The sequence below is a fragment of the Lentzea sp. NPDC054927 genome (assembly GCF_053610285.1).
The window spans coordinates 245,684-271,782 of the sequence record NZ_JBSGXZ010000003.1; the positions used below are offsets into that span (position 1 = coordinate 245,684).

Below are 26,099 nucleotides of genomic sequence, written 5' to 3' on the forward strand. Positions count from 1 at the left end.
TGGTCAGACTCGGCTCGCGCCGAACTCCTCGACACCGATCACCGGACGGAGCGCCCGTTCGACGGCCGGTGTCGAGAACGATCGCCGGATCACGTCACGGCACAGCACGTTCCCGATCGCTCCCATGACCATCGCCTGGTCCAGGGACAGGTAGCGCCGCGCGATGGCGCCCGACCGCACGGCCACGGCGTCGAAGAACCCGCCCCTGCCGTAGGCGCGCAGGTCCTCCTGGATGCCGACCAGGTTGGTGTAGGCCTCGTCGCGTTCGTGCATCATCGCCAGGAAGGCTGCGTGCGGGGTGACCACACCGTCGCCGAAGACGGGTGTGGGTGCGGTAGCAGCACGACATGTGCCGAAGCCGACGTCGTAGTTCGTCATCTCCTGGTCGGAGAAGTAACCGTTGGCCGGGTTCCCCGGCTCGTTGCCCGGACCCAGGCCGAGCGCGTCGACGCCGTACTCGCGGTAACCACCGGCGGGGTTGCTGGACGGGCTGAAGCCCCAGAAGCCGTACTTCGCCTCGATCAGGCCATGTTCTCGCTGTGCCCGGACGTGCAGCGGGTGGTTGCGACCCCACGACCGCGGCGCCCACTTCGCCTCGGGCACGAACACGTCCGGCATCAGCTCTTCGAACATCGACCCACCCCAGCCGGGCACGATCCGCATGCCGCGATAGGTGTAGGCACCTTCGAAGACCTCGATGCCGTAGTAGGTCCGGTTCTCCCCCACCGGCTGCATCTCGTGCCACGACCAGTCGCACGACGCCGGGAAGGTCCGCCACATCGCGAAGTACTGCTTCGGCGGGATCCGGCCGGTGATGATGCCGAGATAACTGGTGATGCGCGTTTCCGACACGGTGGTGTCGTAGTGATGAGTGGTCAGCCAGACGGGGTCGCCGCCGATGTGCGTGCCTTGGTACACGCCGCCGGGACGGTCGTGGTCGAACGGGAAGAACCCGCCGTGGATCAGGCCGCCCGGCCGGACGGGGTGCGCGGGGTCGTCGCCGGGGTTGTAGAAGGCGTCCCACCGCATGCGGGCGAAGAGCCGCCGGGCCAGGTCTGCCGCCGCGCGATCGGCTCCCGCCACGACGAGCAGTGCCGCGCCGAGCCAGCCGTTGTCCACGCTGGAGCAGAACGGGTGGACGACAGCGCCCGTGCCGGGCCAGGCGCGCAACGCTTCCCCGGTCTCCTCGTCGTACCAGTTGAAGTACATGCCGCTCGGAACGTGGTGTTCCATCCGGTCGAGGGTGGTCAGTGTGCGGACCAGCCGCGCCGACGCCTCGTCCTTCGAGATGAGGCCAAGCTCGCGGGCCACGACCGTCGACCACAGGTAGCCGCCGATGTTGGTCGGCGAGGTGTAGCCCGAGCGGTCGGAGGCGGCCAGCGACTCGGGGATGTTGTCCGCGGGCAGTCCCGTGCCCGACGGCGTCATGGCGACGAGGCTGCGCCACGTGTCGCGCGCCCAGCCGCGAATCCGCACCGGATCGGCGTGCCCACGAGCCGAGGCAGGCACCGCGAGCGAAGGAACCGCCAACGCGGCGGCACTTCCCACCAACAGGGTTCGGCGGGTGATCCTGAATGGCGAGTTCATGTGAGTTCCCCTCCTGAATGAATCCACTGTGGACTTCTCACTTGATGCCGGTGGTCGCGATGCCTTCGATGAAGCGCCGCTGGAACACGAGGAACACGAGCAGGACCGGGACGACGACGATGGTGGCCCCGGCCAGCAGCAGGCCGTACTGGATCGAGTTCTGACCGGTCGAGTAGAGGGCCAGCGCGACCGGGAGCGTGTACTCGCTCTCCTGCTGCGCCACGACCAGCGGCCACAGGAAGTTGTTCCAGCTGCCCAAAAACGTGAGGATGCCGAGGGTGGCGAGCGCCGGCCCGCACAGCGGCAGGATGATCCGGGCGAAGATGCGCACCTCGCCGGCGCCGTCGACGCGTCCGGCGTCGAGCAACTCCGAGGGCAGGCCCACGATGAACTGACGCATCAGGAAGACACCGAACGGCGAGACGAGGAACGGCAGGATCAGCGCGGGCAGCGAGTTCGCCAGGCCCGCGTTGACGACGAGCACGTACAGCGGCACGAACGTGACGACGCCCGGGATCATCAGGGTCGCCATGACGACCACGAAGAGCGCCCGCTTGCCCCGGAACTCCAGCTTGGCGAGGGCGTAGCCGACCATCGAGCAGAAGAGCAGGTTCCCGGCGGTCACCAGGACGGCGACGATCGCCGAGTTGAGGAAGTACGTCCCGAACCGCAGGCGGGAGAACAGCTGCGTGTAGTTGTCCAGGGACGCGGCTTCCGGCAACCACGTGGGCGGATTGGCCAGGATCTCACCCTCGCCCTTGAAGCTGCCCAGCACCATCCAGGCGAACGGCGCGATCACGGCGATGAGCGCGACCGTGAGCGGAACGTAGATCCACCAACGGTTCTGCGTGCGTTGCCCGGTCATGTCATCCCCTCTCCCGCAGGAGGCGGAACTGGAGGGCGGTGACGATCGCGATGACCACGAAGATCAGGTAGCTCATCGCGGAGGCGTAGCCGTAGTTGCCGAACCCGAACTGCCGGTAGGTGTACATCGATGCGGAGATCGTCGAGTTGAGCGGGCCGCCGTTGGTCATGACGTACGGCTCCTCGAAGAACTGCAGGTAGCCGATCGCCGTCGTCACCGAGACGAACAGCAATGTCGGGCGCAGCAACGGCAGCGTGATGTGCCGGAACCGCCGCACCGCCCCGGCGCCGTCGATCGACGCGGCCTCGTGCAACGACGCGGGAACCGCCTGCAGCCCAGCCAGGAAGATGATCATGGCCGTGCCGAAGTTGCGCCACGCGGCCATGAGGATCAGCGCGGGCATCGACCAGGCCGGGTCACCGAGCCAGTTCGGGCCGTCGATCCCGACCCAGCCGAGCACGGTGTTGATCAGCCCGAACTCGTCCTGGAGCAGGAACCGCCAGACCACCGCGACCGCGACGATCGAGGTGATCACCGGCGTGTAGAAGCCCAGCCGGAAGAACGCGCGGAACCGCGTGATCCCCTTGTCCAGCACGACAGCGGCCGCGAGCGCGATGACCAGCGTGAGCGGCACGCCGACCAGCACGAAGTACGCCGTGTTCGCGGCCGCCTTGCGGAAGACCGGGTCCGCGAACGCCTGGACGTAGTTGCCGAGCCCGACGAACTCCACCGCGAACGGCGTGCGCAGGTCGCGGTTCCGCGTGTCGGTGAAGCTCATGAAGAGCGACTGGACCACTGGCCACGCCGTGAAGACGAGGAACAGCAGACAGAACGGGAGCACCAGCCCCCACGCCGCCCGCTGCACCCCTCGCCTGCGGCGGGCAGGGACGGACAAGCTCACCGGCCGGTGCCGATCGAGTCGGCCGACGACTGAGCAGCCTTGAGCGCACCGGCCGGGTCAGCGCCGGACCGCGCCACCTTCTCGACCTCCGTGTCGAGCGCGGTGATCGCCTGCTCCCACGTGGCGAAGCTGGGCGGCGACTGGGCGGTGTCCAGCTGCTTGCCGAAGGTGGCCAGCTTGCTGTCGGCGGTCAGAGCCGAGTCCTGCCAGGCGCTCTTCACCGACGGCAGGTCCGTCGACTGCTGGTACCACTTGACCTGCACCTGCGGGCTCGTCAGCCAGTTGACGAACTTCCAGGCGGAGTCGCGGTTCTTGGTCTCCTTGAAGACGACGAAGTTGCACCCGCCGACGAAGCTCGACGAGGTCTTCTTCGTCGGCATCGGCATGACGTCGTACTTGTCCTTGAAGCCGGCCCCGCCGAGCTTCTCGACCGCGGACATCATCCACGGCCCCGAGATGAACATCGGCACGCGCCCGCTGACGAAGTCCGGCTCGGTCGTGGGCTGCGCGGGCGCTCCCTTGTCCGCGATCCCCTCGGAGAAGAACGAGCCGTAGTACTCCAGCGCCTCCCGCATCTCCGGGCTGTCGAAGTTGTAGGCGCCGTCGTTGTTCTTGGTCAGCGACGCGCCGTTCGACCACGCGAAGGGCAGCAACGACTGCCACGACCCGGTGCCGCCCGCCTGCAGCCCGATCCCCCACTTGGCGCCCGCCTTGGCCTGCATGGCCTTGGCCATGTCCTTGAGCCCCTGCCAGTCCTTCGGCGGCGTCTCGTACCCGGCGGTCTTCGCCAGGTCCTTGCGGTAGTAGAGAAGCCGCGTCTCGACGTACCAGGGAATGCCGTAGGAGGTTCCGCCGACTTCGGTCGTGCGTTGCGCGCCCTCGAAGAACGCGCCCTTGTCGATCGAGGAGGGCGTCGGGTCGAGCGCGCCCAGGCCCGCGAACTCGCCCATCCACGTCGATCCCACCATGGCCGCGTCAGGCGCCTGGCCCGCCGTGATCGCCGAGGTGAACTTGTTGTGGGCGGCGTCCCACGGGATGGCGGTCACCTGGACGTCGACGCCGGGGTTCGCGTCCTCGAACTCCTTCGCGAGCGCCGGGAGCTTCTCCCCCTCGGCACCCATGGCCCAGACGGTGATGGTGCCCGTGGCGGGACCCTGCGCGATGTCGGCGCCCGTCTGGCCGCCGCCCTGATCGTCACCGCGTCCACACGCGGCCAGGACCAGCACCAGGGCCGACACCCCCGCGATCGACTTGGAAGTTTTGCGCACCATTGCTTTTCGCTTCCTCTCGGCGTTCGTCTCGAGCAGACGGTGGTGATCAGGTGGCGACGCGGCAGCCGCAGGACGAGCGCACCACCAGCTGCGTCGGCAGCGTTTGTGCTTGCGACCGCGGCGGCTCGCCGCTCACGAGTTCGTGCAGACGATCGGCGGCCAGCGCGCCGAGTTCGTGGACGGGCTGGCGAACGGTGGTCAGTCCAGGCCTTACGTAGCGCGCGGTCATGACGTCGTCCCAGCCGACCACCGCGACGTCACCGGGCACGTCCCTGCCCGCGTCCTGCAGCGTGGTCATGATCGACAACGCGAGCTCGTCGTTGGCGCACATCAGGGCGTCCGCCTCGTACGCACCGGCCAGCAGCCGTTGCGCGAAGGCAGCACCATCGGCCTCGCGCAGCGCGACCCGGACCGGTTCGGCGGCGTCGAGACCCCGATCCCGGTGCGCGGCGACGTAACCCGCGTACCGGTTGCGGATGTCGGGGCCGCTGTCCGGGTCGCCGACGAAGAGCGCCCGCCGCTTCCCGTGGTCGAGCACGTGCCCGGCGAGCTCCCGCGCACTCTCCAGGTTCTCGGCCGAGACCGCCTCGACGCCGTCCTGCGGCTCCCCCGCGATGACGACGACCGGCTTCTTCGCGCGCAACAACCGCACCACGTCCGCCGAGATCGGCGCCGACCCGAACACCGCGATGGCATCGACCCTGGTGGCCAGCTGCCGCACCGCCGCGGCCAGGTCGGTGCGACTGTCGGTGAGCACGAGCACGACGGACTGGGCGAGTTCGGCGGCACGCGCCTCGAACCCCATGAGCAGCTCGGCGTAGTAGGGCCCGGAGAGCTCCGGCAGCACGAGCCCGTGTGCCTCGTGATGGCGCACGGCGAGGCTTCGAGCCGCTCCGAGCGCCACATAGCCGAGCTCCTCGACTGCGGCGAGCACCTTCTGGCGGGTGGGCTCGGACACCACCGTCACGCCCTGCAGCACCCGCGAGACCGTGGCGATGCTGACGCCGGCGTGCTCGGCGACCGAGTAGATCGTCGCTCCCGGCCTGGCCTCGGGAGAGGCCTGGTGCTGCTTCGCCATAGCGCTGCCTGCCCGCCTTTTCGTCGCCGACTGTTCAATGTAAGCGCTTACATTTCACTGTCTGTAATGTAAGCGCTTACATGTGCGTGTTTCGGCAAATATAGGCACGTCGGGACGCCCGGCACAAGGGCGAGGCGCTGCGAACGCCCTGGGCAGCGTGGACAACGCGCAGGTCAGGGCCTCAGATGAGGCGTTCTGCTGCCGACAGGGTCACCACCCGGTCGAAGTGGCTGTCGAGGTCATCGTCGCCGTGGTGGACGACGAGCAGGCTGCGTCCGCCGATCCGTTCGATCATGGTCTGGAGGACGAGTCGCCGCCCGTCCTCGTCGAGGTTCGCGAACGGCTCGTCGACGACGTACAGGTCCGCGTCCTCGCACAGGAGCGCGGCGATCCCCGTCCGTTGCCGCTGGCCGGACGACAGGTCGGTGGGCAGCTGTTCGGCCAGGACGTCCAGGTCCAATGTCGCCCGCAGGCCGGCGTCGGCGACCAGCGAGCAGACCCGCAACGGTGGCAGGTTGACCGGCGCGGTGAGGCTCGCGACCCGTGGCGGCGTGGTGACGACGCCGGTCGCCGGGGCGAGGGTGCCGGACAGAACGTGCAGCAGGGTCGTCTTCCCGCAGCCGTTCGGACCGCGGAGCAGGACGTGCTCGCCGGCGCGCAGTTCGAAGTCGTCCAACTTGACCCTGGTGCCGTCACCGTAGACGACCTCGGCCGCGTGGACCACGACCTCGGGTCCCTCGTCCTGGTACCGCACCGGCTCGGAGCCGCGCAGGGCCTCGATGCGCTTGAGAACCGCTGTGCTGCGGCGCGTTTCCGGGATCATGTTGATCAGGTCGAAGATCCCGGTGACGGCGCGCCACAACGAGTTCACGAACGCGAGGAAGCTGCCGAAGGTCATCCTGCCGATGAACACGAAGTACGCGCCGACGACCAGCGAGGCGGTGTCGGACAGGTTCATCACCAGGTCGCTGAGCGTGCTCTGCTTCAGGGCGAGGCGGTAGTTGACGAACGTGATGCCGAGATGACCGTCCAGCGCCTCCCGGTTCGCCGCGCGCGTGCCGGGCAGCAGCAGTCGCAGGCCTCGCAACGCGCGGAAGGCCTCCAGCGTCCGGGTCAGGATGTTGAGGTAGCGCGCCTCGGCGTCGCGTTCGGGCTCGGTGTTGGCCGCGATCGCCTGGGCCAGCCGGTTGCTGAAGAACACCAGCGGCGGCACGATCACCAGCAGGATGAGGCTGGCCTGCCAGGACAGGTACAGCAGCACGCCGAGGAACGCCGTGGACGCGACGGCCGTCCGCACGAGGCGGATGCAGACGTCGATGGCCGGCAGGACACCTTCCCGGACGTCGTTGTGCACCCGGCTCACGTAGGAGGCGTTGCCCGCGGCCGACACCGGTGCCAGGTCGAGGGCGAGGGTGCGGTCCAGCAGTTCCATCTCCAGCGTGAGCACGAACGCGTTCTCGAACCGCTTGCGGTGGCGGAGGATCCAGTAGCCCGCGATGTTCACGGTGAGGCCCAGCACCAGGTAGAACACGCCGAGCACGATGAACTTGCGGAAGTTTCCTGCCACGATCGCCTGGTCGAACAACGCCTGGATCAGCAGCGGGTGCACCACGGCTTCGACCCCGCCGAGCAGCGCGATGCTCACGACGATCAGGACGAAGGCGGTCCGGTGCCCGCGCAGGGTGCGCCAGAGTTCGGTCACGATGTCACCTCGTCGAGCAGGAAGTCGGCGGTGCCGCCGTGGTTCAGCCGGTGCAGCACCCTCAGCACGCCGGCCGAGCCGGTCAGGTAGTCGCAGGCGCAGCGCAGCAGGCCTTCGCCGGGCAGACCGAGTCGCACTCTCCCGTCCGTGCGGGCTTTCCCGAACTTCTCGGACGGTTCGAACAGGAACACGTCCCGGACGAAGTCGAGCTGCCGCAGCGCGGTGTTCCGGTAGGACACGTCACCGGTGAACTCGGCCGCGTCGAGCAGCGCGTCGGCGATGCCGCTGAGCCCGAACGCGTAGCCGGGCATGACCGACGAGCCGATGTCCAAGCCGCGCAACAGGGTTCCCGCGGACTCCAGGTCGCCGTAGCGCAGCAACACCTGCACAACGCCCGCGTTGCCGACCTCGACGTACGGCTCGAAAGTGCCCTGGTGCTGGAACATCGCGATGTCGTCGAACGTCTTGACGTTGGCCATCTCCCAGGACAACGCGCGGCGTCCGAGGCGCAGGTACTCGTCCTCCTGGGTGATCTGGTGCATCCGCAGCAGGAACATCGCCACGCCGGCCTGCCCGAAGCCGAGGCCGGTCAGTGGTCCGTCGTGCGCGAAGTCGTTCATCCAGTAGGTGTGCTCGCCGTCGTGCTGGGCGGTGGCACGCAACGCTTCCGCGCACTTCCGTGCGGCGAGGAGGTCGCCTTCGGCGTGGTCGCGGAGGTAGAAGTGCAGGTTCGTCATCCCCAGGCCGGCGAGACCGTAGTAGAACGTGTAGTCGCTCGCCTCCGAGGCACGCTGGTTGGCCCGCCGCAGCAATCGCCTGGCGTGGGTCGCGAACCCGAGCGAGCCGGTCGCCCAGGCGATGCCCGCGAGTCCGCTCATCAGGCCGTCCGGGTACTCCCCCAGGTCCATGCCGGTCACCTTCTCCCGCAGCCAGTCCGTCCACTCCGGACGGACCTCGACGCCGGATGCGTGCAGCGCCCACAGCACGCCGCTCGCCCCGAAACCCAGGCTCAGCGGGTTGGTGAGGTGCGCGAACGGATCCGTCGGGAAGAGCGTGCTCCTGGCGGGATCGGCCGCGGACTCGGCGAAGGCGGCCACGCCCGCCTCCGCCGATCTGAGCCGCTCCTCGTCGACGGGTCGCGGCGCCGGGGCCTCGACCTGTTCCACCAGGATCGCCTCGTCCTCCAGGAGGACGAGGACGTCGGTGAGGGTGATCCGGGCCAGCGCGAGGTCCTTGATCAGGTCGTGGATCCTGGTGGACCAGCCGAGCTTCTCGATGAAGATCCGGTAGAGGTCGAGCACGTCCTCGCGCAGGTACGACATGGCCGCGACCGGGAAGACGAAGTACGCCATGACGTTCGCCAGCCCGTACAGGTCGTCGTCCGGTCCCGGCGCGGCGAACTGGCGCCGCGAGTGGCTGAAGCCCGGGGTGAACAGCTCGATCGGCCGTTCCAGATGCGCCTCGCCGGCGTCGGCGGTCTGCATCCGGCAGGCCTCGAGGTCGACGATGGTGACGTCGAACGTGTCCGGGTCGATGAGGACGTTCGCGGCGCTGAGGTCGCCGAGCACCACGTCCCGGTCGTGCACGGCCTGGACCGCGCGTGCCAGGCCGCGAAAGACCGCGAGGAAGAGCCGCAGGAACTCCCGCGACCGTTCGACGGCGAATCCCGGCCGGGCGAGCGGGTTGCGTTCGAGCAGCACCGAGCGGATGTCGGACCGGTCGACGAACTCCTCGGCGATGAAGTGGTGCTCCCAGTGTTCGAACTGGGCGACGGGCAACGGGAACGCGCCGACGTCGGCCAGCCGGTTCAGGAACGTCCACTCGCGACTGAGCACGTCCACGGCGTCGTAGTCCTGGCGGGGGTTGATGTTCGAGTGCGGCCGAGCCTCCTTGAGCACCACGGGCCGGTCGCCGTCGGCGGTGTCCTCCGCCTTGTAGACCCCGCCGCTGTTGGAGAACTGGATGGCCTCGGTCACCCGGAAGCGGCCGCCGAGCAGCTCGTCGCCGTCCTCGTCGTCGGGTTTCCAGTCGGCGAACGGCCACGGCAGCCACCAGGGCTGGACGAACTCGGGGCGCCGGTCGTCGTTGATCGGCCCGTCCGGCCCGGTGATCTGCGGAACGGGCCTGCCGAGCGCGTTGACGGAGTGGGTGTCGAGGAACTGGCCGTAGCGGAAGTAGAGCGACTTGTGGTCCCGATACCGTTGATCCGACAGCACGTACGCTCCCTCGGCGCCGGCCAGCAGCTCACCGAGATCGGCGAGGCAGGTGCGGAACTCGTCGTCGTCGCGCGGGTAGACGGTGACCAGTTTCCCGCTGCTGCCGCGGGACATCGTCTTGGTGTTGAGCATCTCGAAGATGTTGAGGTCCAGTGCGATCTTGAAGTCCATCTCGTGTGCGGTCAGGTACTCGATCGCGGTGGACGCGACCTCGTTCAGGTTCCGCGCGTTCGCCGACACGTGGATCTTCCAGCCCTGCGCGGGCAGCTCGGGGTTGTGCCGGTGCATCCACCAGATCCCGCGGCGCTCGAACCGGGCGCGCTTCTGTTCGTCGAGTGACGCCAGGAAGTGGTCTGACCTCGGCTCGTAGTGGACCTCCAGCGGATCGAAGAACAGCGTGTCCCGCCAGGCGAAGAAGAACCGGTCGACCCATCTGTCGTCACGCATGTCTTCCTCCGTAGAAACCGTGCGGGGACGCACGAACGCGTCCCCGCACGAGCCGTTCTCAGATCCGAACAGGACTCGCTGAGTCCTAGACGGGCTTGCCGTTGCAGCAGTTGCCACCGCTGCTGGTGCAACTGGTCGCCACGGGGCCGGACTTCACCTGGGCCGTCAGGGTCTGAAGCTTGAGCACGCTCATCTGGTTCACCTCCTGGACGCGAAAATCGAGACGTGTCGAGGATGGCGAGCGGGATTGCAGTGCCGTTGCAGCGGCGTTGCAATGGTCAGCTCAGCTCACGTTGGTGCGCAACGAGATTCCCAACTCGACAGCGCGGGCGGCGATCTGCCGGCGGGTGCTCGCACCGAGCTTCGCGAGGACCGTCGCGACGTGGTTGTCCACGGTGCGCACCGAGAGGACCAGCCGGTCCGCGATCTCCGCGTTGGTGAGACCGGCGGCGAGCAGCCGCGCGATCTCCAGCTGCCGGCCGGTCAGCCCCGCCGGGTTGCGCCGGGTCGCCGTGGCGGGACCGCGCGGGACGCGGGACACCCCGAGCTCCCGCAGCCGGGCCCGGACGTGGCGAGCCAGTGGCCGTGCGCCCATTGCGTCCAGTGTGGACAGAGCAGCCAGCAGGTCGCCGGAGTCCTCGCTCTCCGCCAGCGCCGCGGCGTGCTGGTAGGGACAGCCCGCGCGCGCCCAGATGGCCGCCGCCTCCCGCCACCGGCCCGCTGCCTGCAGTGCGTACGGATGTGCGGAGTCGGTGGGCGGTACGGGATGGCCGGTCTTCGTGAGCCAGTAGCCCACCTCGGCCTGGTACGCCGTGTACCCGGGACGGCGGGTGTCGGCGTGGACCGGGGACAACCACTCGGCCACTTCCGTGTGGTCGCCGCGCAGCCAGGCCGACTCGGCCCTGGCCGAGGCCACGAGAGCGGTGTGCTGCGGTTCTCCCATCCGCCCGGCCAGCTCCCACGCCTCGGTCAGCAACGCGTCTCCGTCCGGGTCGCCGAGGCGGATCCGGACCAGGCCGAGGACGACGAGCGCCGGACACCTCGTCAGCGGCTGGGTGGGTGGCTGCGCGGTGATGACGAACTCGGCGTCCGCCACGGCTTGCTGCCACTCACCGGTGGCCAGCGCGATCTCCGCTCGCGTCGTCCGGAAGTGGTGCAGGTAGGTCACGTGCTCGGTGTCCTCCGCCAGGTTCATCGCCGTGGCGAGCAGCGTCGAAGCCTCCGCGAAGCGCAGTTCCACGACCTCCAGCCAGACGATGTTGCTGTAGGCGCGGCAGGCCGCGTCGGCGGATCCGGCCGACAGCGCCACCCGCAGGCTGTGCTCCAGCAGCCGCCGGCCGTCGGGGAGCCCCAGCTGGCACTGGGCCGTGCCGACGTTGTTCAGCACGTGCGAGAGGGTCACCGGGTCGGCGGCGGCGAGTTCGATGGCGGGTGTCCCGACGCGGATGCAGTCGGCACACCGCCCGGCCAGCAGATACTGCCAGCTCTTGTTGCTCAGCGCCTGCGCCAGCAGCACGTCGTCGCCCGCCGTCTGGAGCACCGCGACGGCCTCGTCGGCGCTGCGTTCCATCAGCTCGTGCTCGCCCGCCATCCAGCAGATCCGGGACATCGACCGCAGCGCGGAACCGAGCGCTCGGGGATCTCCGCGGGTTCTGCGCAGCTCCACCACGTCTTGCTGCGCGGCCAGTGCCGAGGGAATCTCCCCGATCGTCGTGCACTCGACCGCGTACCGGTCGAGCAGGCCCGCCAGCGCGTCGGGATCGAACAGGTGCCGGTGCTGGAGAACCTGGCGAAGATGGCTGGCGGCCTCGCGATGGGCGCCGGCGTCGGCCGCGTCGTCGGCGGCGAGCGGACCGAACCGGACGATCGCGGTGACGTCACCTGCCCGGACCGCGTGGTGCACGATCGCCGACGGGTCGGCCCCGTCCCGTGCCGTGAGCGCCGCCAGCACCCTGCGGTGCAGCTCGACGCTGTGCGCCACCGGCAGCGCGTCGGCGATGGTGCGGCGGATCAGCTCGTGGCTGAACCCGACCCGGTCCGGCGACACGTCGAGCAACCCGTGCCGCTCGGCGACGGCGGCACCGGCGACCCCGTGCGGCAGCAGCCTCTCCAGCAGCTGGAAGTCCACAGTGGACGGAATGACGGCGATCTGCGCCAGCACCTCCCTGGTCTCCGCGTCCAGGCGGCCGACCCTCGCCAGCACGGCGTCCACGACCGTCGGCGGGACCGCGTCGACATCGGCGGCCGCGAGGATCTCCGTGACGAAGAAGGGATTCCCGCGGGTGACGGCGTACACCTCGTGCGGGTCGAGACGGCTTGGCTCGGACAGTTGCCGCACTGCCGCCGGTGTCAACGGCGCCAGCTCGAGTCGCCGCACCCTGGGCGCGCCCGCCGCCTGCCCGAGCAACCGGCGCACCGGATAGGCGGCGGCGTGCTCGTCGACGCGATAGGTCAGCAGCAGCACGGCAGGCAGCGTGGCCATCCGCCGGATCAGGTAGGACAGCGCGTCAGCGGTGGCGTCGTCGGCCCAGTGCAGGTCCTCGACGGCGAGCACCGTCGGCGACCGCGGCCGGCTCAGCTCCCGGCGCAACGCGTCGAACAACTGGTCCCGGTCACCGCCCTCGCGCAGCACGCGGGCCAGGTCCGGACCGACCTCGTCCACCAGGTCGCGGAACGGCCCGAGGGTGCGCGCGGTCGCCAGGTCGTCGCAGTAGCCGACCAGCAGGCGCCCTCGCGGCGGGAGCATTTCGCGCACGGCGGCCACCAGCCTCGACTTGCCGAGACCCGCGCCGCCGGACACCAGGACGACCGACCCGAACCCCTCCGCGGCGGCCGCGACGGAGGCGGCCAGCTCGGCGATCTCGTGCTCGCGCTCCAGCATCACACCCAGAAGTAGCGCGAACTGGCTCTCAGATATGGGCTGGTTGGCGGCTTTGTGCGGGGTCGCGCAGAATCGCGAGGTACAGCTCCCTGGTGGCGGGCGCGGGATCCACCCCGAACTCGGCGGCCAGCGTGGCGCGCAGCCGATCACCGGCGAGCAACGCGCGCACCGGCTCACCCGCCGCCCGGTAGGCGCACATCACCAGCCGGCAGGCCACCTCGTCGAACGGATCGGCGCGCACCGCCGCCTCCGCGGCTTCCAGTGCCACCCGGTTCTCCCCGACCGCCAGCGCGGCGTCCGCCCGCGCATGCCGTGCCCGGCGCAGCAGCCGTTCGTGCCAGGCACGAGTCGGTGCCAACCAGCCGGACTCCTGCTCCCCCGCCTCCACGACAGCCGCGTCCAGCCAGGTCATCGCCTGTCCCGTCGCGGCCAGCGCCGACCCAGGTCGTTCGCCGCGAAGGTGCGCCACGGCCTCGTCCACCATCCCCGCGGCCAGCGTGAGGTCGACGCGCACCGCCGACGCCAGCCGATACCCGTCCCGGCCGCCGATGATCGCCCCGGAGCCGAGCACCCCGCGGAGCCTGCTCACCAAGGTGGCCACCCCGGCCCTGGAGTCGCGCGGAGGCCGGTCGCCCCACAGTCGCGAGGCGATGCGATCAGCCGTCAGCCAACCCTCGTGCACCGCGAGCATCACCAGGAGGACGCGCGCCTTGCGGCTCCCCACGTCACCGGCCTTCCGCACCCGGCCCGCGTGATGCACCGCGAACTCCCCCAGCACGCACACCATCATTTCGTCTGGCCGCAAATCATCTGTCACCGGACACCTCCCCTTGGCAGAAGTTCTATCCGCTGATCGACCGGCGAACTGGCGGCGAGGTACTCAGATCTGCGCGTCGGCTACCCATATCAGCGGCTCAGCGCGGCGATGCGCGGAAATACCATTTCAGCCGTGCGACACCATCAATAGGCTCTTGCAAACGTTTGAGAATTCCCTATTTCACACCTCTGACGTTTCACATACTCGAACATTGTCACGGATTTGCGCGCAATCATTGACGAGGAAGGGATTCGCTATTAACAATTCCATCCCCGCAGTGTGAACCGCCCCACACCTGCGGCCGGACAATTCCTGGAGGCATGTGTGTCCCGAAAACAAGGCTTAGGACGAGCTGCCGTGCTCGGCATCGTGGGCACACTCGCCGCGGCCGGCATCGCCGTGCTGGTGAACGCCGCCGATGCGGCCCCCGGCGCGGGCGCGCTCACCGGTTTGGACACCTCGGCGGCCAATCGCCGGGCGCCCGTGAGCGGGTTGTACGACTGGAGCAAGGCCGGGTATCGGGGCGGGCAGAACCTCCCCGGCGCGAGCGAGGTCAACCCCAGCGCGGCCTGCCAGATCACCGCGGCCGAGCTGGCGAGCCAGTTCAACGTCAAGCCGAACGACGGCGTGGACGACTCGGCCGGCATCCAGTCCGCCATCGACTCGATCAAAACGACCTGTTCGCCGTCGGCGAGCTACACCAAGCTGAGCCTGATCACGCTGCCCGCCGGTGAGCTGGCGGTGTCGCGCGAGCTGCACGTGGACGCGGACTACCTGATCGTCCGCGGCGCGGGCAGGGACGCCACGAAGATCACCTACCGGCCGGACGTCAACACCCTGTACGACGCGCTCACGCCGGACGGGTCGGACTGGGACGAGGACGGCATGACGTCCGGGCAGGGCAAGGGCGGCTGGCTGTGGCCCGGCCGCGGCCTGTTCCGGGTCCAGTCGCGGGGCGTCGATCCGAGCTACGCGAGCGACTACGCGGCGGCTCCCGCCAACCGCAAGGACATCTTCGAGGGCACGGTGAACGTGCACTGGAAGGTCGGAGCGAAGGTGACCGCCGCCGCCAAGGCCGGTGACCGCACGATCAGCGTGCAGTCGGTCGCGAGGATCAAGGCTGGTGAGTTCGTGAACGTCCGGGCCGCCAACTCGGTCAAGTTCTACGAGCAGCAGTTCGCGACGGGTACCGAGTTCCCGATGCTCAACATGCACATGCGCCAGCAGATCTTCACCGTCGTCTCGGTCTCGGGCACCACCGTGACGCTGGACAAGCCGCTGGAGTTCGACGTCCCGGTCAACTCCACCTCGGACGGTTCGGCACCGATCGCCGGGGTGGCGTACGACTCGAAGGTGTCGCCGCTGGTCGACCCGGTGGTCGGCGTCGGCTTCGAGGACTTCGGCTTCTCCCAGGCGATGCCCGGCCTGAACCAGGCCGACTCGATCAACAACTACGGCAACATGTCGCCCGCCGCGGAAATGCACGGCATCGTCTTCAAGTGGGCCGCCAACTCCTGGGTGCGCGGCATCAGGGCGGAGATGACCGGGTCGCACCCGATCGTCACCGAGGAGGCCAAGAACCTCCAGATCGTGAACAACGAGCTCGACGGTTCGTGGAACAAGGGCAAGGGCGGCAACGGTTACTTCCGCGGTTCACGCGTGTGGGACTCGCTCTACGCCGGCAACACCTCGCGCAACCTGCGGCACTTCACGTTCCAGTGGTCCGCCGCGGGCAACGTCGTGATCGGCAACGACTTCGACTCCGACCTGAACCTGCACGGCGGCTGGGAGCGCAACAACCTGTTCGAACTGAACACGGTCCGGGTGCCCTACGCCCACCGCTCCGCCAACTGCCGCGCGAACTGCGGTGAGGAAGGCGGCGGCGGTCCCGACAACTCCAACTGGTTCCCGATCTGGTGGGGCGCCGGCAAGAAGGCCGTCAAGTGGTCCGGCGCGTCCGGTCCCCGCAACGTCTTCTTCAACAACACGATGACCAAGCAGACCGCGACCGGCGGCCCGTTCAACGACTACTACGCCGACCACGCGCGGATCTACCAGTTCGGCTGGAACGGCACGGCCTATCAACACCTCGACATCGGTGGCACGCCGATCACCGACTGGGCCACCAACGAGCAGCGCGACTACACCGGCGGTCACGGCGTGGACGCCACGAAGACCGACTCGGCAGCGTCGCTGTTCCTCAACTCGGTCAACGGCACCCCGCCGACCAGCACCACCACGTCGACGACGACAACCACCACTACGACAACCACTCCGCCGACGACCACCACCACGACCACGCCGCCGTCGGGTTCGTGCGTCACCGCCAAGATCTCCCAGACCTCGGTGTGGAACGGCGGCTACGGCGCCGACGTGACGCTGACCAACGGCTGCGCCACCGCGACGACGTCGTGGACGGTCGAGTTCGACCTGCCGTCGGGCACGTCGGTCAGCAGTTCCTGGAGTTCGGTCCGGACGTCCACGGGCCAGCACCACAAGTTCACCAACGCCGGCTTCAACGGCGCGGTCAAACCCGGCGCCAGCACCAAGTTCGGCTTCAACGCCTCGGGTAGCGGCCTTCCTGCCGGCTGCACCGTGAACGGCAATCCCTGCGGAGGCAACTGATGGGTACACGAGCACTGGCGCTCGCCGGGGTGGCCGCGACGGTCGCCGCACTGCTGAGCATCGGTTCCGCGCAGGCCGCGGCACCCGTGCTGAAGGCGGCGGTCACCCAGACCTCGGTGTGGAACGGCGGCTACGGCGCGGACGTGACGATCACCAACTCCGGTGACGCCGCGAGCACGTCGTGGACGGTCGAGTTCGACCTGCCGTCCGGCACCACGATCACCAGTTCCTGGAGTTCGGTCCGGACGTCCACCGGCCAGCACCACAAGTTCACCAACGCCGGCTTCAACGGCGCCGTCAAACCCGGCGCCAGCACCAAGTTCGGCTTCAACACCTCCGGTGGCAGCCTGCCCACCAACTGCACGATCAACGGAGTGGCGTGCGGCGGCGGCACGACCCCGCCCACCGACACGCAGGCGCCGACCGTGCCCGCGGGTCTGCGTTCCACCGGCGTGACGTCCAGTTCGGTGTCGCTGTCGTGGACGGCCTCCACCGACAACGTCGGCGTCACCGGCTACGAGGTGCTGCTCGGCAGCACGGTCAGCGCGACCGTCACCGGCACCTCGGCCACGGTCACCGGCCTGTCGCCGGACACCGCGTACTCGTTCTCCGTGCGCGCCAAGGACTCGGCGGGCAACACGTCGGCGGCGAGCGCGGCTGTCAGTGCCACGACCAGCCCTGGCAGCGGCGGCGGCAGCACCGTCGACGTCTCCACCGCGGCCCAGCTCCAGGCGGCACTGGCCGCGGCCAGCCCAGGCCAGACGATCAAGATGGCGGCCGGCACCTACCGCGGCTCGTTCGTCGCCAACGGCCGCGCGGGCACCGCGTCCCAGCCCATCACCCTGAGCGGCCCGAGGAACGCCGTCATCATCAACGACGGCCCCACCGGGGAAGCCCCGTCCTGCCCCGCGCCCACCGCCGGCTGGGACTCCGGCTACGGCCTGTGGGTCTTCAACTCCCCGTACTGGAACCTCACCGGGTTCACCGTGCAGGAGTCGAAGAAGGGCATCGTCCTCGACAACTCCCACCACACCACGATCGACGCGGTCTCGGTGCACCACGTCGACGAGGAAGCAGTCCACTTCCGCCGCTCCTCCGCCGACGGCGTCATCCGCAACTCCACCATCACCGACACCGGCCTCGTCCAGCCCGGCTACGGCGAGGGCGTGTACCTCGGTTCCGCCAACTCCAACTGGGCCTGCCACGGCAACAACGGCGGCATCGACCGCAGCGACCGGATCCAGGTGCTCGGCAACAAGATCGGCCCGAACGTCGCGGCCGAGGCGATCGACGTCAAGGAAGGCACCTACGAGGGCATCATCCGCGGCAACACCTTCGACGGCCAGGGCATCACCGGCCAGAACTCGGCCGACTCCTGGATCGACGTCAAGGGCATCGGCTACGTCATCGAGGACAACACCGGCACGTTCCGCAGCCCCGGCACCTTCGCCAACGGCTACGAGACCCACAACACCAGCACCACCCCCGCCCTGCCCAACGGCTGCGGCAACACCTGGCGCAACAACCGTTCCGACCTCGGCGGCGTCGGCCAGTACGCCATCAACATCACCTCGGTGTCGAAGTGCTCGGCGATGCCCAACGTCGTCTACGCGTCGAACACCGTGACCGGGGCGGTGAAGGGCCTCACCAACGCACCCGTCACGCCGTAACACCCCGCACTGGTGTGCACCGGCGGCGTTCGACGGCCGCCGGTGCACCCTGCATGATCGGTGCGCCCGTTCCACAACGACCGAGTGACAAGTGACCCAGCCGGCCAGCGGCAGGTGGGAGTGGCCCACCGAAACGTTGACCGCGTTGCGCCTCGGACAGCGAAAGATCACCGAGGTGTCGGCGTCCGGGTCAGGCCGTCGCGCGTTCGTCGACATCACACCCCGCACCACTCCGGCGGACGTGGAAGCCGGCAGCCAAGGCTGGAAACGAGCCGACCACGCCCACACTTTCAGGGGTCTAGCACTGGGACTACGCGGCTGAACTCCAACTGACCGCGGTCCTCGAAGAATGGGGCCTGCACCCGGAACGCTTCGTCTACCCGTGGCGCTCCGACGACCCGAGGTAGGCACGTTCACCGAAGAGACCTTGTCTGGTCTGTGCTCACGCCTCACAAGGGGGAGGATCGGAGACGGAGGCCTTCGATCCTCCGTGGAGGTGGCGGGGCGTGGGTGACAACGACTGGGTGTTCGGCTTCGGGTCCAACTCGTGGGAGGACCTGGTCGGCAAGCTGTTCGGCGGGCTGGGGCAGTCCGAGTCCGGGACGCGGCGCACGGACCACTTCGGGCGCGACCTCACCGCCGCCGCGCGCGACGGCCTGCTCGATCCGGTGATCGGGCGGGAGGACGTGATCGACGAGGTGCTCGAGGTGTTGTCGCGGCGCACCAAGAACAACCCCGTGCTGATCGGGGATCCGGGCGTGGGCAAGACCGCTGTCGTCGAGGGCATCGCGGCACGGATCGCGAGTGGCGAGGTGCCCGCCACGCTGAGCGGCAGGCGGCTGATCTCGCTGGACCTGGCGGGCATGGTGGCCGGGGCGAAGTACCGGGGTGAGTTCGAGGAACGGCTGGACGCGGTCATCAAGGAGGTGGCCGCGACGGGCCGGATGGTGGTGCTGTTCATCGACGAGCTGCACACCGTGGTGGGCGCGGGCAGTGCCGAGGGCGCGCCGATGGACGCCGCGAACATGCTCAAACCCGTGCTCACCACCGGGAAGCTCCAGGTCATCGGGGCCACCACGGTCGAGGACTACCGGCGGTACGTCATGAAGGACGCCGCGCTGGAGCGGCGGTTCCAGCCGATCCTGGTCGCCGAACCGTCGGCGGACCAGGCGATCGCCATGCTCCGCGGCCTGCGCGCCCGTTACGAGATGCATCACGGGGTGCGGATCACGGACGAGGCGATCGTGTCCGCCGTGCAGCTCTCGGCCCGCTACGTCACCGATCGGTTCCTGCCGGACAAGGCCGTCGACCTGGTGGACCGGGCGGGCGCGCGGGTCCGGTTGCGCGAGAAGTCAGCGGCACCACCGGATCCGGAGCTGCGGGTGAGGGAGCTGGAGCGGAAACGGGCCGCCGCGCAGGGCGAGGACGCGGTCGCGCTCGACGAGGAGCTCGACCGGGCCGTCGCCGACCTGGAGGCCGCTCGCGCCGCGCTGGCCGACGCACCCCAGGTCGGGCCGAACGACGTCGCCGAGGTCGTGTCCCGCAGCACGGGCATCCCGCTGGCCCAGCTCACCGAGGCGGAACGGCATCGGTTGCTGCATCTGGAGGAGCACCTGCACCAGCGGATCGTCGGGCAGGACGAGGCGGTGGAGGCGGTCGCCGACGCGGTCCGCCAGGGACGGGCCGGCCTCAAGCACCCGCACCGGCCCGTCGGCTCCTTCCTGTTCCTCGGGCCGACCGGGGTGGGCAAGACCGAGGTCGCGCGGGCGCTGGCCGAGGCGCTCTTCGGTTCGCAGGACAGGCTGATCCGGTTCGACATGAGCGAGTTCTCGCAGCAGCACACGGTTACTCGGCTGATCGGCGCGCCACCGGGGTACGCCGGCTACGAGGACGCCGGTCAGCTGACCGAAGCCGTGCGGCGCGGTCCGTACTCGGTCCTGCTGCTGGACGAGATCGAGAAGGCGCACGCCGACGTCTTCAGCACCCTGCTGCAGGTGCTCGACGCGGGCAGGCTCACCGACGCCCAGGGGCGGACCGCCGACTTCGCCAACACCGTCATCATCATGACCAGCAACATCGGCGCCGACCAGCTTCTCTCGGCGAGCACCTCGGGTGTCCCGGTCGACGAGCTGCGCGAGTCGGTGATGGCCGGGGTTCGCCGCCGTTTCCGCCCGGAGTTCCTCAACCGCCTGGACGAGATCATCCTGTTCCGCGGCCTCGACACCGCCCAGCTGCGGCAGATCACCGCGCTGCTGCTCGACCCCACCCGTCAACGTCTGCGCGAGCAGAACATCACGCTGGACGTGGACGACTGCGCCGTCGACTGGCTCGCCACCCGCGACCACGTTCCCGAGTACGGCGCCCGGCCGTTGCGCCGCACCATCGCCAAAGAGCTCGACCGGCGGCTGTCCCGTGCGCTGCTCGCCGACGAGTTGCACAGCGGGCAGCACGTCGTCGTCACCGCCACCGACTCCGGACTGACCCTCACCATCACCGATCCCTGGGGTTGACCCTCACACGGTGAGAGGGTGGATGCTGCCGGGGTGATCATCGAGAACGTCTCGTTCCCCGCCGGTCAGCACTGCGAGACCACCGCGCTCGGCGCTCTGCTGCGGCACGAGGGCGTCGAGATGTCCGAGCCGATGCTGTTCGGCCTCGGTGAGGGCCTGAGCTTCATCTACTGGGACGCCAAGAACATGGCTTTCCCGTTTCTCGGCGGTCGCGTCAAGCCGTTCGCGCTCACCCGGACCGCGGCCGACCGGCTGGGCCTGACGCTGCGCGTCCAGGAGACCGCCTCGCCCCGCAAGGCCTGGAAGCACGTCACCGACGCCATCACCGCGGGACGTCCGGCCGGCCTGCAACTGGACTCGTACCACCTCGACTACTTCACCACGAAGGTCCACTTCGGCGGCCACTTCGTCGCGATGCGCGGCTACGACGACAAGCACGCCCACCTCGTCGACACCGCTCAGCAGGGCGGCGCCGTGACGACCACGCTGACGAGCCTGGAGAAGGCCCGCGGCGAACGCGGACCGATGACCGCGCGCAACCGCTCGTACACCGTCACGCGCCCGGCCGTCCTGCCCGATCGGGGCGACGCCGTCCGGAGCGCGATCTCCGCCAACGCACACGCCTTCCTCACCCCGCCCATCGCCAACCTCGGCCACCGCGGCATCGCCAAGGCGGCCCGGCAGGTGCCGCGGTGGCTCGACCGCTCGAGCGACCCGTCCCACGACCTTCCCCTGGCCGCGACGCTGATGGAACGCGGCGGCACCGGCGGCGCGCTGTTCCGCGCGATGTACCGCGACTTCCTCGCCGAAGCCGCCGAAATCGTCGATGACGAGAACGTCCGCCGCGGCCATCAGCTGTACACCGAGATCGCTCCACTGTGGACGGAGGTTTCGCACCACATCACGGCCGCCGGGGAAACCGGCGACGCCGGCCAGCTGACCCGCGCCTCGGCGATCCTCACCGAACTGGCGGAGCGGGAGCGCCACGCGATGCAGGTCCTGAGCGGCGTTCGCACCGGCTGACCGCTCCCGAAGGTTCGACGGCGGTCGTACTATCGACGGCGTCGAGATCGTGAGGAGTCACCCGTGGCACGCCCCCGCACCACCCCGCGCACCGTGAAGCACCCCGAGCTGTCCGAGGTCTCGCTGCAGCAGGCACTGGAGGCGCTGGCGGACCCGGTCCGGCGCATGGTCGTGTGTCAGCTGGCGCAGGCGGGCGGCGAGAAGAGCTGCGGCACGTTCGAGACTCCGGTGTCGGACTCGACCCTCACCCACCACTTCAACGTCCTGCGCGAAGCGGGCGTGATCCGGCAGCACTACCGGGGCACCACCAAGCTGAACTCGTTGCGCACAGCCGAGCTGGAGGCCCGGTTCCCCGGCCTGCTCCCCGCCGTGGTGACCGCGGCCGAGGCCGAGGCATAACTTCGATAGCTGTCAAAGTTTGACGGCCATCAAACTTTGGGGCAAGGTGGCGTTGTCGCTTCCCCGCGCCCTGAGGACGGTTCCACCATGGCGAGACACGTGCTGTTCGACCGGCTCGGCGGTCCCGAGGTGCTCACGCTCCGCACCGTCGAGGTGGGCGATCCGGGACCGGGCGAGGTGCGGATCCGCGTGGACGCGATCGGCCTGAACCGGGCCGAGATCATGTTCCGCGAGGGCGTCTACTACGAACAGCCGGTCTTCCCCTCCAAGCTCGGCTACGAGGCCGCGGGCGTGGTCGAGGCGATCGGCGAAGGCGTGTCGCACCTCGCAGAGGGCGACCCGATCGCTGTCGTGCCGTCGTTCTCGATGACCAGGTACGGCACCTATGGCGACCACGTGATCGTGCCCGCCTCCTCCGTGTTCCCTCGCCCGGCGAACGTCAGCGCGGTGCAGGCCGCCGCCGTGTGGATGGCCTACATCACCGCGTACGGACCGCTCTTCGAGTCCGGCCAGGTACGTCCCGGCGACCACGTGCTGATCACTGCGGCCGCGAGCAGCGTCGGCCAGGCGGCCATCCAGATCGCCCGCCACATCGGCGCGATCCCGATCGCGACCACCCGCGACGCCTCGAAACGCGACCGTCTGCTGGCAGCGGGTGCCGCCGATGTCATCGTCACCGCCGACGAGGACCTGCCCGCCCGCGTCAAGGAGATCACCGGCGGAGAGGGCGTCCGGCTGGCGTTCGACCCGATCGCGGGCCCCGGCGTCGACACCATCGCGCAGGCCATCGCTCCTGGCGGCCACCTGGTGGTCTACGGCGCGCTCGACCCGCGCCCCACGCCGCTGCCCAACGCGAGCAGCTACCCGCAGCTGACCAGCCGCACCTACACGATGCACTCGATCACCTGGAACCCCGAACGCCTGCGCCGCGCCGTCGCGTTCGTCAACGCGGGGCTCGCCACCGGCTCCTTCACGCCGGTCGTCGACCGCACCTTCGACCTGACCGAGATCGCCGACGCCCACCGCTACCTGGAGGCGAGCGGTCACCTCGGCAAGATCGTCGTCACCGTGACACCACTCAAATAGCTTGGGAGAACTGGAAAAAGCGGTCCGGGTCGTACCGGCGTTTCACCTCGGCCAGCCGGGCGAGGTTCGGGCCGTGGTAGGCCTGCCGCCAGTCCGGCAGGTCCGGATCGGTGAAGTTCAGGTAGGACGCGTTGTCGGTGTGCTCGCCGATGTCCTCGTGCAACGCCGTCAGCCACTCCAGGTTGTCGCGCACGAGCTGCGGGCTGTCGGACGACAGCCACGAGGTGTCCAGCGACACCAGGAACAACGCGTCGCGGTGCGGGAACGCGGTGTCGGTCACGCCCAGCGCGTTGATCGCGCCGCCCCAGCCGAACAGTGCCGCGCCGCCGCCGTCCGGATTGCTGCTGCCCGGCCACTTGTCGACGGCCGTGACGAGCGTGCGCACTCCTTCTTCGGGTAGCGGCACGGACGTTGTGCGTGTCCGGCCCGCGAACGCGCCACCGGCCGTCTCGTGGTGCACGTACTCCACCGCTTCCCAGTACGTGCGGTCCGCGATGTCACTGCGGAACGGCCGCGTGCGGGCCAACGGGGCGAGCAACGTGCGCAGTTCGTCCGCCGAACCCAGGTGCCAGCCGACCACGGACACCATCTTGTCGCTCGTCAGCCCTATACGCAGCGACAGCGCATGCGGGGCGGTGCGCTGGATCTCCTGCACCAGCAGCACGACGTCGATCGCCTGTTCCCACTCCCACAACAGCAAACAGGTCGCACTGTCCACGACCGGGCGCGCCTGGAACGTGAACGACGTGTTGATGCCGAAGTTGCCGCCGCCACCGCCTCGGCAGGCCCAGAACAGGTCGGGGTTCTCGGAGGCGGAACACGTCACCGTACTGCCGTCCGCGAGCACGACATCGGTGCTGACGAGCGAGTCACACGTCAATCCGTACGCCCGCGACACCGCCGCCACTCCCCCGCCGAGGGTGAGGCCACCGATGGCGACCTCGTCGGAGTTGCCCAGCGGGAACGCGATGTCGTGTGGCCGCAACGCCTCGTACAGTGCGCGCATCCGCGTTCCGCCGCCGACCGTGACCAGCCCCGACGAGGCCTCGACGTGCACGGAGTCGAGGCCGCGCAGGTCCAGGACCAGTCCGGAGTTGACGGACGTGCCGGCGTAGCTGTGGCCACCGCCGCGCGCGACGAGCGGCACGTCGTTCTCGCGCGCCCACGTGATCGCCGTGACGACGTCGTCCTGGCCGGCGGCGGACAGCACCGCCGCCGGGACGACGTCGGCGAAGCGTTCGTTGAACGGCTTGCTGCTCGAGGTGAAGCCGTCGTCGCCGGGCAGCAGCACCCGTCCGCGGACTTGGGCCGCAAGGCTCTCGAAGGTCACCCGACGACACCCGCCAGCTGGGCCTCGCGCAGGATCTCCTCGCGTTCCCGCCAGTGCGACCAGAACGCGCCCTTGTAGCCGAGGCTGGTCAGGCCGATGAGGAACGGGTTGTCGGCGTAGTTGTTCTCCGACTCGCTCATGCCCGCCAGCGTCGGCAGCATCACGCGATGGTGGTCCGCCGGATCGACGAGCGACCAGAGGTATTCCACCGTGCGCGACCAACGGCCGTTCGGGTCGGTGTTCGTGCCCGCGTCTTCCAGCAGGTCCGGCGAGAAGTAGCAGACGAGGCGGAACTCGCCGCGCTCGTCCCACATGAACTGCTTCTCGTACTCGACCAAGCCAGAGCACATCGACAACGGCTTCAGGATGACCGGCCCGGTCGCGGTGTTCGACTGCAGACCCGGCATCGTGCGGACGCCGGCGCACTGGTCGGCGAGCGAGATGCCCAGCGGGTGGTGCGGGAAGAGCCGCAGTCCCAGGGAGAACGCGGTCACCGTCGCGTCCAGCGCCATGAACGCGTCGACGCAGTCACGCATGGTCTCCCAGGTCTCGCCCGGCATCGCGAACAGCGCTTCGACCATGGTCTTGATGCCGCGTTCCTGGCACAACCGCACGAGTCGTTCGGTGTCGGCGAAGGTGTAGTACGTGGTGCCCTTGCCGGTGACCTTCCAGTTCGCGAGCACGTCCTGGCGGATGTGGTCGCTGCCGACGTTCACGCCCTGGCATCCCGCCGCGGCGAGCAGGTCGGCGAACTCCTCGTCGAACGGCGAGGGCTGGCAGTACACCCACAGGCGCAGGTCGTTGAGCGGATTGGCCGCATTGGCGTGCTTGCGCCGCACGATCTCGCGCAGCACGTTCTTGGCGTGCGAGATCGACAGGTTGAACTCGCTGTCGGTGGTGTGCTGGTCGAGGATGCCCTGTCCGGCAAGGGACTGCATCTCGTCCACCACGGCGTCGACGTCACGGCGTGCGATGGCACCGCCCTTGGCGTCGGGTTCGACGCAGTGCGCACACCGGTAAACACAGCCGGACTTGGTCAGGATGCCCGCGAGCCCGCCGCGCCGGTAGTACTCGCCGTTGTCCACCTTGAACTTGTCGCCGGATCTTCGCACGTAGGTTCCGGCACCGTCGACCTGCCACGTCTTGACCACGCCCGGCCCGACCAGCGGGCGCGGCATGAGGGCGGTCGACGTGCGAACGATCCCGTTCGGAGTGTTGCGGATCAGGCCGTCCACAGTGGACGTGTCGCGGCCGGTGGCGATGGCGTCGGCGAGATCGACGACGATCACCTCGCCCGGTCCCTTCACGCCGAAGTCGACGCCGAAGTAGTCGATCAGCGCGAACGGCATCGTGGAGAAGCCGATGCCACCCGCGACGATCGGCGCGGTCGTCAGGCGGGTGATCTCGGTGATGATCTCCTTGTGCTCACCGACGAAAGGGCGCTGCTCGAACGCGTACACGGTGTCGGTGTTGCGCACCGTGACGCCGACCAGCATCGGTTCGCGCGTGGTGAAGTACTCCGTCAGGAACGTCTTCCAGTCGTCGCGGTGGAACGTCAGGTCCACCACCTCGACCTCGAATCCCGCGCCCTCCAACGACGTGGTGAGCACGTCGAGCGCGTACGGCGCGATCGGCGGATGCACCTTGTTCGGGTTGACGAGTGTTACCAGGCCTCTGCTCATCGGATATCC

18 protein-coding genes are annotated in these 26,099 nt (G+C 69.1%); 6 read left to right on the top strand and 12 right to left on the bottom strand.

Annotated features, from left to right (window positions below; all coding sequences use genetic code 11):
* Nucleotides 1-3 precede the first annotated feature (3 nt).
* The 10 genes from ACWGE0_RS07445 to ACWGE0_RS07490 form a co-directional block, all read right to left on the bottom strand.
* Nucleotides 4-1,587 carry a glucoamylase family protein gene (locus ACWGE0_RS07445; protein WP_452260080.1) on the bottom strand — a complete coding sequence of 528 codons (1,584 nt, stop codon included), beginning with the start codon at nt 1,585-1,587 and terminating at the stop codon, nt 4-6.
* A 37-nt stretch (nt 1,588-1,624) separates the two neighbouring features.
* Entirely contained in the window at nt 1,625-2,452 is an 828-nt protein-coding gene (locus tag ACWGE0_RS07450) for a carbohydrate ABC transporter permease (protein WP_452260081.1), read from the bottom strand.
* Between the two features lies 1 nt (nt 2,453).
* Nucleotides 2,454-3,353 carry a carbohydrate ABC transporter permease gene (locus ACWGE0_RS07455; RefSeq protein ID WP_452260082.1) on the bottom strand — a complete coding sequence of 300 codons (900 nt, stop codon included), beginning with the start codon at nt 3,351-3,353 and terminating at the stop codon, nt 2,454-2,456.
* Nucleotides 3,350-4,624, bottom strand: a complete 1,275-nt coding sequence (locus ACWGE0_RS07460; RefSeq protein WP_452260083.1) for a sugar ABC transporter substrate-binding protein — start codon at nt 4,622-4,624, stop codon at nt 3,350-3,352. Before ACWGE0_RS07460 ends, ACWGE0_RS07455 begins: the two co-directional genes overlap by 4 nt.
* Before the next feature lie 46 nt (nt 4,625-4,670).
* Nucleotides 4,671-5,702, bottom strand: coding sequence for a LacI family DNA-binding transcriptional regulator (locus tag ACWGE0_RS07465; protein WP_452260084.1), 1,032 nt, complete (start codon nt 5,700-5,702; stop codon nt 4,671-4,673).
* Nucleotides 5,703-5,883: 181 nt separating this feature from the next.
* Nucleotides 5,884-7,404 carry an ATP-binding cassette domain-containing protein gene (locus ACWGE0_RS07470; RefSeq protein WP_452260085.1) on the bottom strand — a complete coding sequence of 507 codons (1,521 nt, stop codon included), beginning with the start codon at nt 7,402-7,404 and terminating at the stop codon, nt 5,884-5,886.
* Nucleotides 7,401-10,067 (bottom strand): class III lanthionine synthetase LanKC, encoded by a 2,667-nt coding sequence (lanKC, locus tag ACWGE0_RS07475; RefSeq protein WP_452260086.1) that lies wholly within the window; start codon nt 10,065-10,067, stop codon nt 7,401-7,403. The genes ACWGE0_RS07470 and lanKC overlap by 4 nt, the downstream gene beginning before the upstream one ends.
* A gap of 85 nt (nt 10,068-10,152) precedes the next feature.
* The gene (locus ACWGE0_RS07480) at nt 10,153-10,260 is read right to left on the bottom strand and encodes a class III lanthipeptide (protein ID WP_452260087.1); all 108 of its coding nucleotides are present in this window, start codon (nt 10,258-10,260) and stop codon (nt 10,153-10,155) included.
* 90 nt (nt 10,261-10,350) lie between these two features.
* Nucleotides 10,351-12,948: an ATP-binding protein gene (locus ACWGE0_RS07485; RefSeq protein WP_452260088.1), complete on the bottom strand. Its 2,598-nt coding sequence runs from the start codon at nt 12,946-12,948 to the stop codon at nt 10,351-10,353.
* A 28-nt stretch (nt 12,949-12,976) separates the two neighbouring features.
* The gene (locus tag ACWGE0_RS07490) at nt 12,977-13,765 is read right to left on the bottom strand and encodes an AfsR/SARP family transcriptional regulator (RefSeq protein WP_452260089.1); all 789 of its coding nucleotides are present in this window, start codon (nt 13,763-13,765) and stop codon (nt 12,977-12,979) included.
* A 357-nt stretch (nt 13,766-14,122) separates the two neighbouring features.
* Here ACWGE0_RS07490 and ACWGE0_RS07495 point away from each other — a divergent pair, with 357 nt between their 5' ends.
* The 6 genes from ACWGE0_RS07495 (at nt 14,123) to ACWGE0_RS07520 (ending at nt 23,078) form a co-directional block, all read left to right on the top strand.
* Nucleotides 14,123-16,390, top strand: coding sequence for a cellulose binding domain-containing protein (locus ACWGE0_RS07495; protein ID WP_452260090.1), 2,268 nt, complete (start codon nt 14,123-14,125; stop codon nt 16,388-16,390).
* Complete coding sequence (locus ACWGE0_RS07500) at nt 16,390-18,060, top strand: cellulose binding domain-containing protein (protein WP_452260091.1); 1,671 nt, start codon at nt 16,390-16,392, stop codon at nt 18,058-18,060. The genes ACWGE0_RS07495 and ACWGE0_RS07500 overlap by 1 nt, the downstream gene beginning before the upstream one ends.
* Before the next feature lie 506 nt (nt 18,061-18,566).
* Nucleotides 18,567-20,570, top strand: coding sequence for an ATP-dependent Clp protease ATP-binding subunit (locus ACWGE0_RS07505; RefSeq protein ID WP_452260092.1), 2,004 nt, complete (start codon nt 18,567-18,569; stop codon nt 20,568-20,570).
* Between the two features lie 18 nt (nt 20,571-20,588).
* Complete coding sequence (locus tag ACWGE0_RS07510) at nt 20,589-21,593, top strand: BtrH N-terminal domain-containing protein (RefSeq protein ID WP_452260093.1); 1,005 nt, start codon at nt 20,589-20,591, stop codon at nt 21,591-21,593.
* 63 nt (nt 21,594-21,656) lie between these two features.
* Nucleotides 21,657-21,992, top strand: coding sequence for an ArsR/SmtB family transcription factor (locus ACWGE0_RS07515; protein WP_452260094.1), 336 nt, complete (start codon nt 21,657-21,659; stop codon nt 21,990-21,992).
* An 87-nt stretch (nt 21,993-22,079) separates the two neighbouring features.
* Nucleotides 22,080-23,078 carry a zinc-dependent alcohol dehydrogenase family protein gene (locus ACWGE0_RS07520; protein WP_452260095.1) on the top strand — a complete coding sequence of 333 codons (999 nt, stop codon included), beginning with the start codon at nt 22,080-22,082 and terminating at the stop codon, nt 23,076-23,078.
* Here ACWGE0_RS07520 and ACWGE0_RS07525 read toward each other — a convergent pair.
* Both ACWGE0_RS07525 and tsrT read right to left on the bottom strand, forming a co-directional pair.
* Nucleotides 23,071-24,408, bottom strand: a complete 1,338-nt coding sequence (locus ACWGE0_RS07525; protein ID WP_452260096.1) for an FAD-binding oxidoreductase — start codon at nt 24,406-24,408, stop codon at nt 23,071-23,073. The genes ACWGE0_RS07520 and ACWGE0_RS07525 overlap by 8 nt on opposite strands.
* The gene (tsrT, locus tag ACWGE0_RS07530) at nt 24,405-26,090 is read right to left on the bottom strand and encodes a tryptophan 2-C-methyltransferase (protein WP_452260097.1); all 1,686 of its coding nucleotides are present in this window, start codon (nt 26,088-26,090) and stop codon (nt 24,405-24,407) included. The genes ACWGE0_RS07525 and tsrT overlap by 4 nt, the downstream gene beginning before the upstream one ends.
* Nucleotides 26,091-26,099 lie beyond the last annotated feature (9 nt).

Excerpts from the sequence above, each read along its gene's own strand:
- ACWGE0_RS07445 (WP_452260080.1), bottom strand. The coding sequence starts at position 1,587 with ATGAACTCGCCATTCAGGATCACCCGCCGAACCCTGTTGGTGGGAAGT.
- ACWGE0_RS07450 (WP_452260081.1), bottom strand. The coding sequence starts at position 2,452 with ATGACCGGGCAACGCACGCAGAACCGTTGGTGGATCTACGTTCCGCTC.
- ACWGE0_RS07460 (WP_452260083.1), bottom strand. The coding sequence starts at position 4,624 with ATGGTGCGCAAAACTTCCAAGTCGATCGCGGGGGTGTCGGCCCTGGTG.
- ACWGE0_RS07465 (WP_452260084.1), bottom strand. The coding sequence starts at position 5,702 with ATGGCGAAGCAGCACCAGGCCTCTCCCGAGGCCAGGCCGGGAGCGACG.
- lanKC (WP_452260086.1), bottom strand. The coding sequence starts at position 10,067 with ATGCGTGACGACAGATGGGTCGACCGGTTCTTCTTCGCCTGGCGGGAC.
- ACWGE0_RS07480 (WP_452260087.1), bottom strand. The coding sequence starts at position 10,260 with ATGAGCGTGCTCAAGCTTCAGACCCTGACGGCCCAGGTGAAGTCCGGC.
- ACWGE0_RS07485 (WP_452260088.1), bottom strand. The coding sequence starts at position 12,948 with ATGCTGGAGCGCGAGCACGAGATCGCCGAGCTGGCCGCCTCCGTCGCG.
- ACWGE0_RS07500 (WP_452260091.1), top strand. The coding sequence starts at position 16,390 with ATGGGTACACGAGCACTGGCGCTCGCCGGGGTGGCCGCGACGGTCGCC.
- ACWGE0_RS07520 (WP_452260095.1), top strand. The coding sequence starts at position 22,080 with ATGGCGAGACACGTGCTGTTCGACCGGCTCGGCGGTCCCGAGGTGCTC.
- tsrT (WP_452260097.1), bottom strand. The coding sequence starts at position 26,090 with ATGAGCAGAGGCCTGGTAACACTCGTCAACCCGAACAAGGTGCATCCG.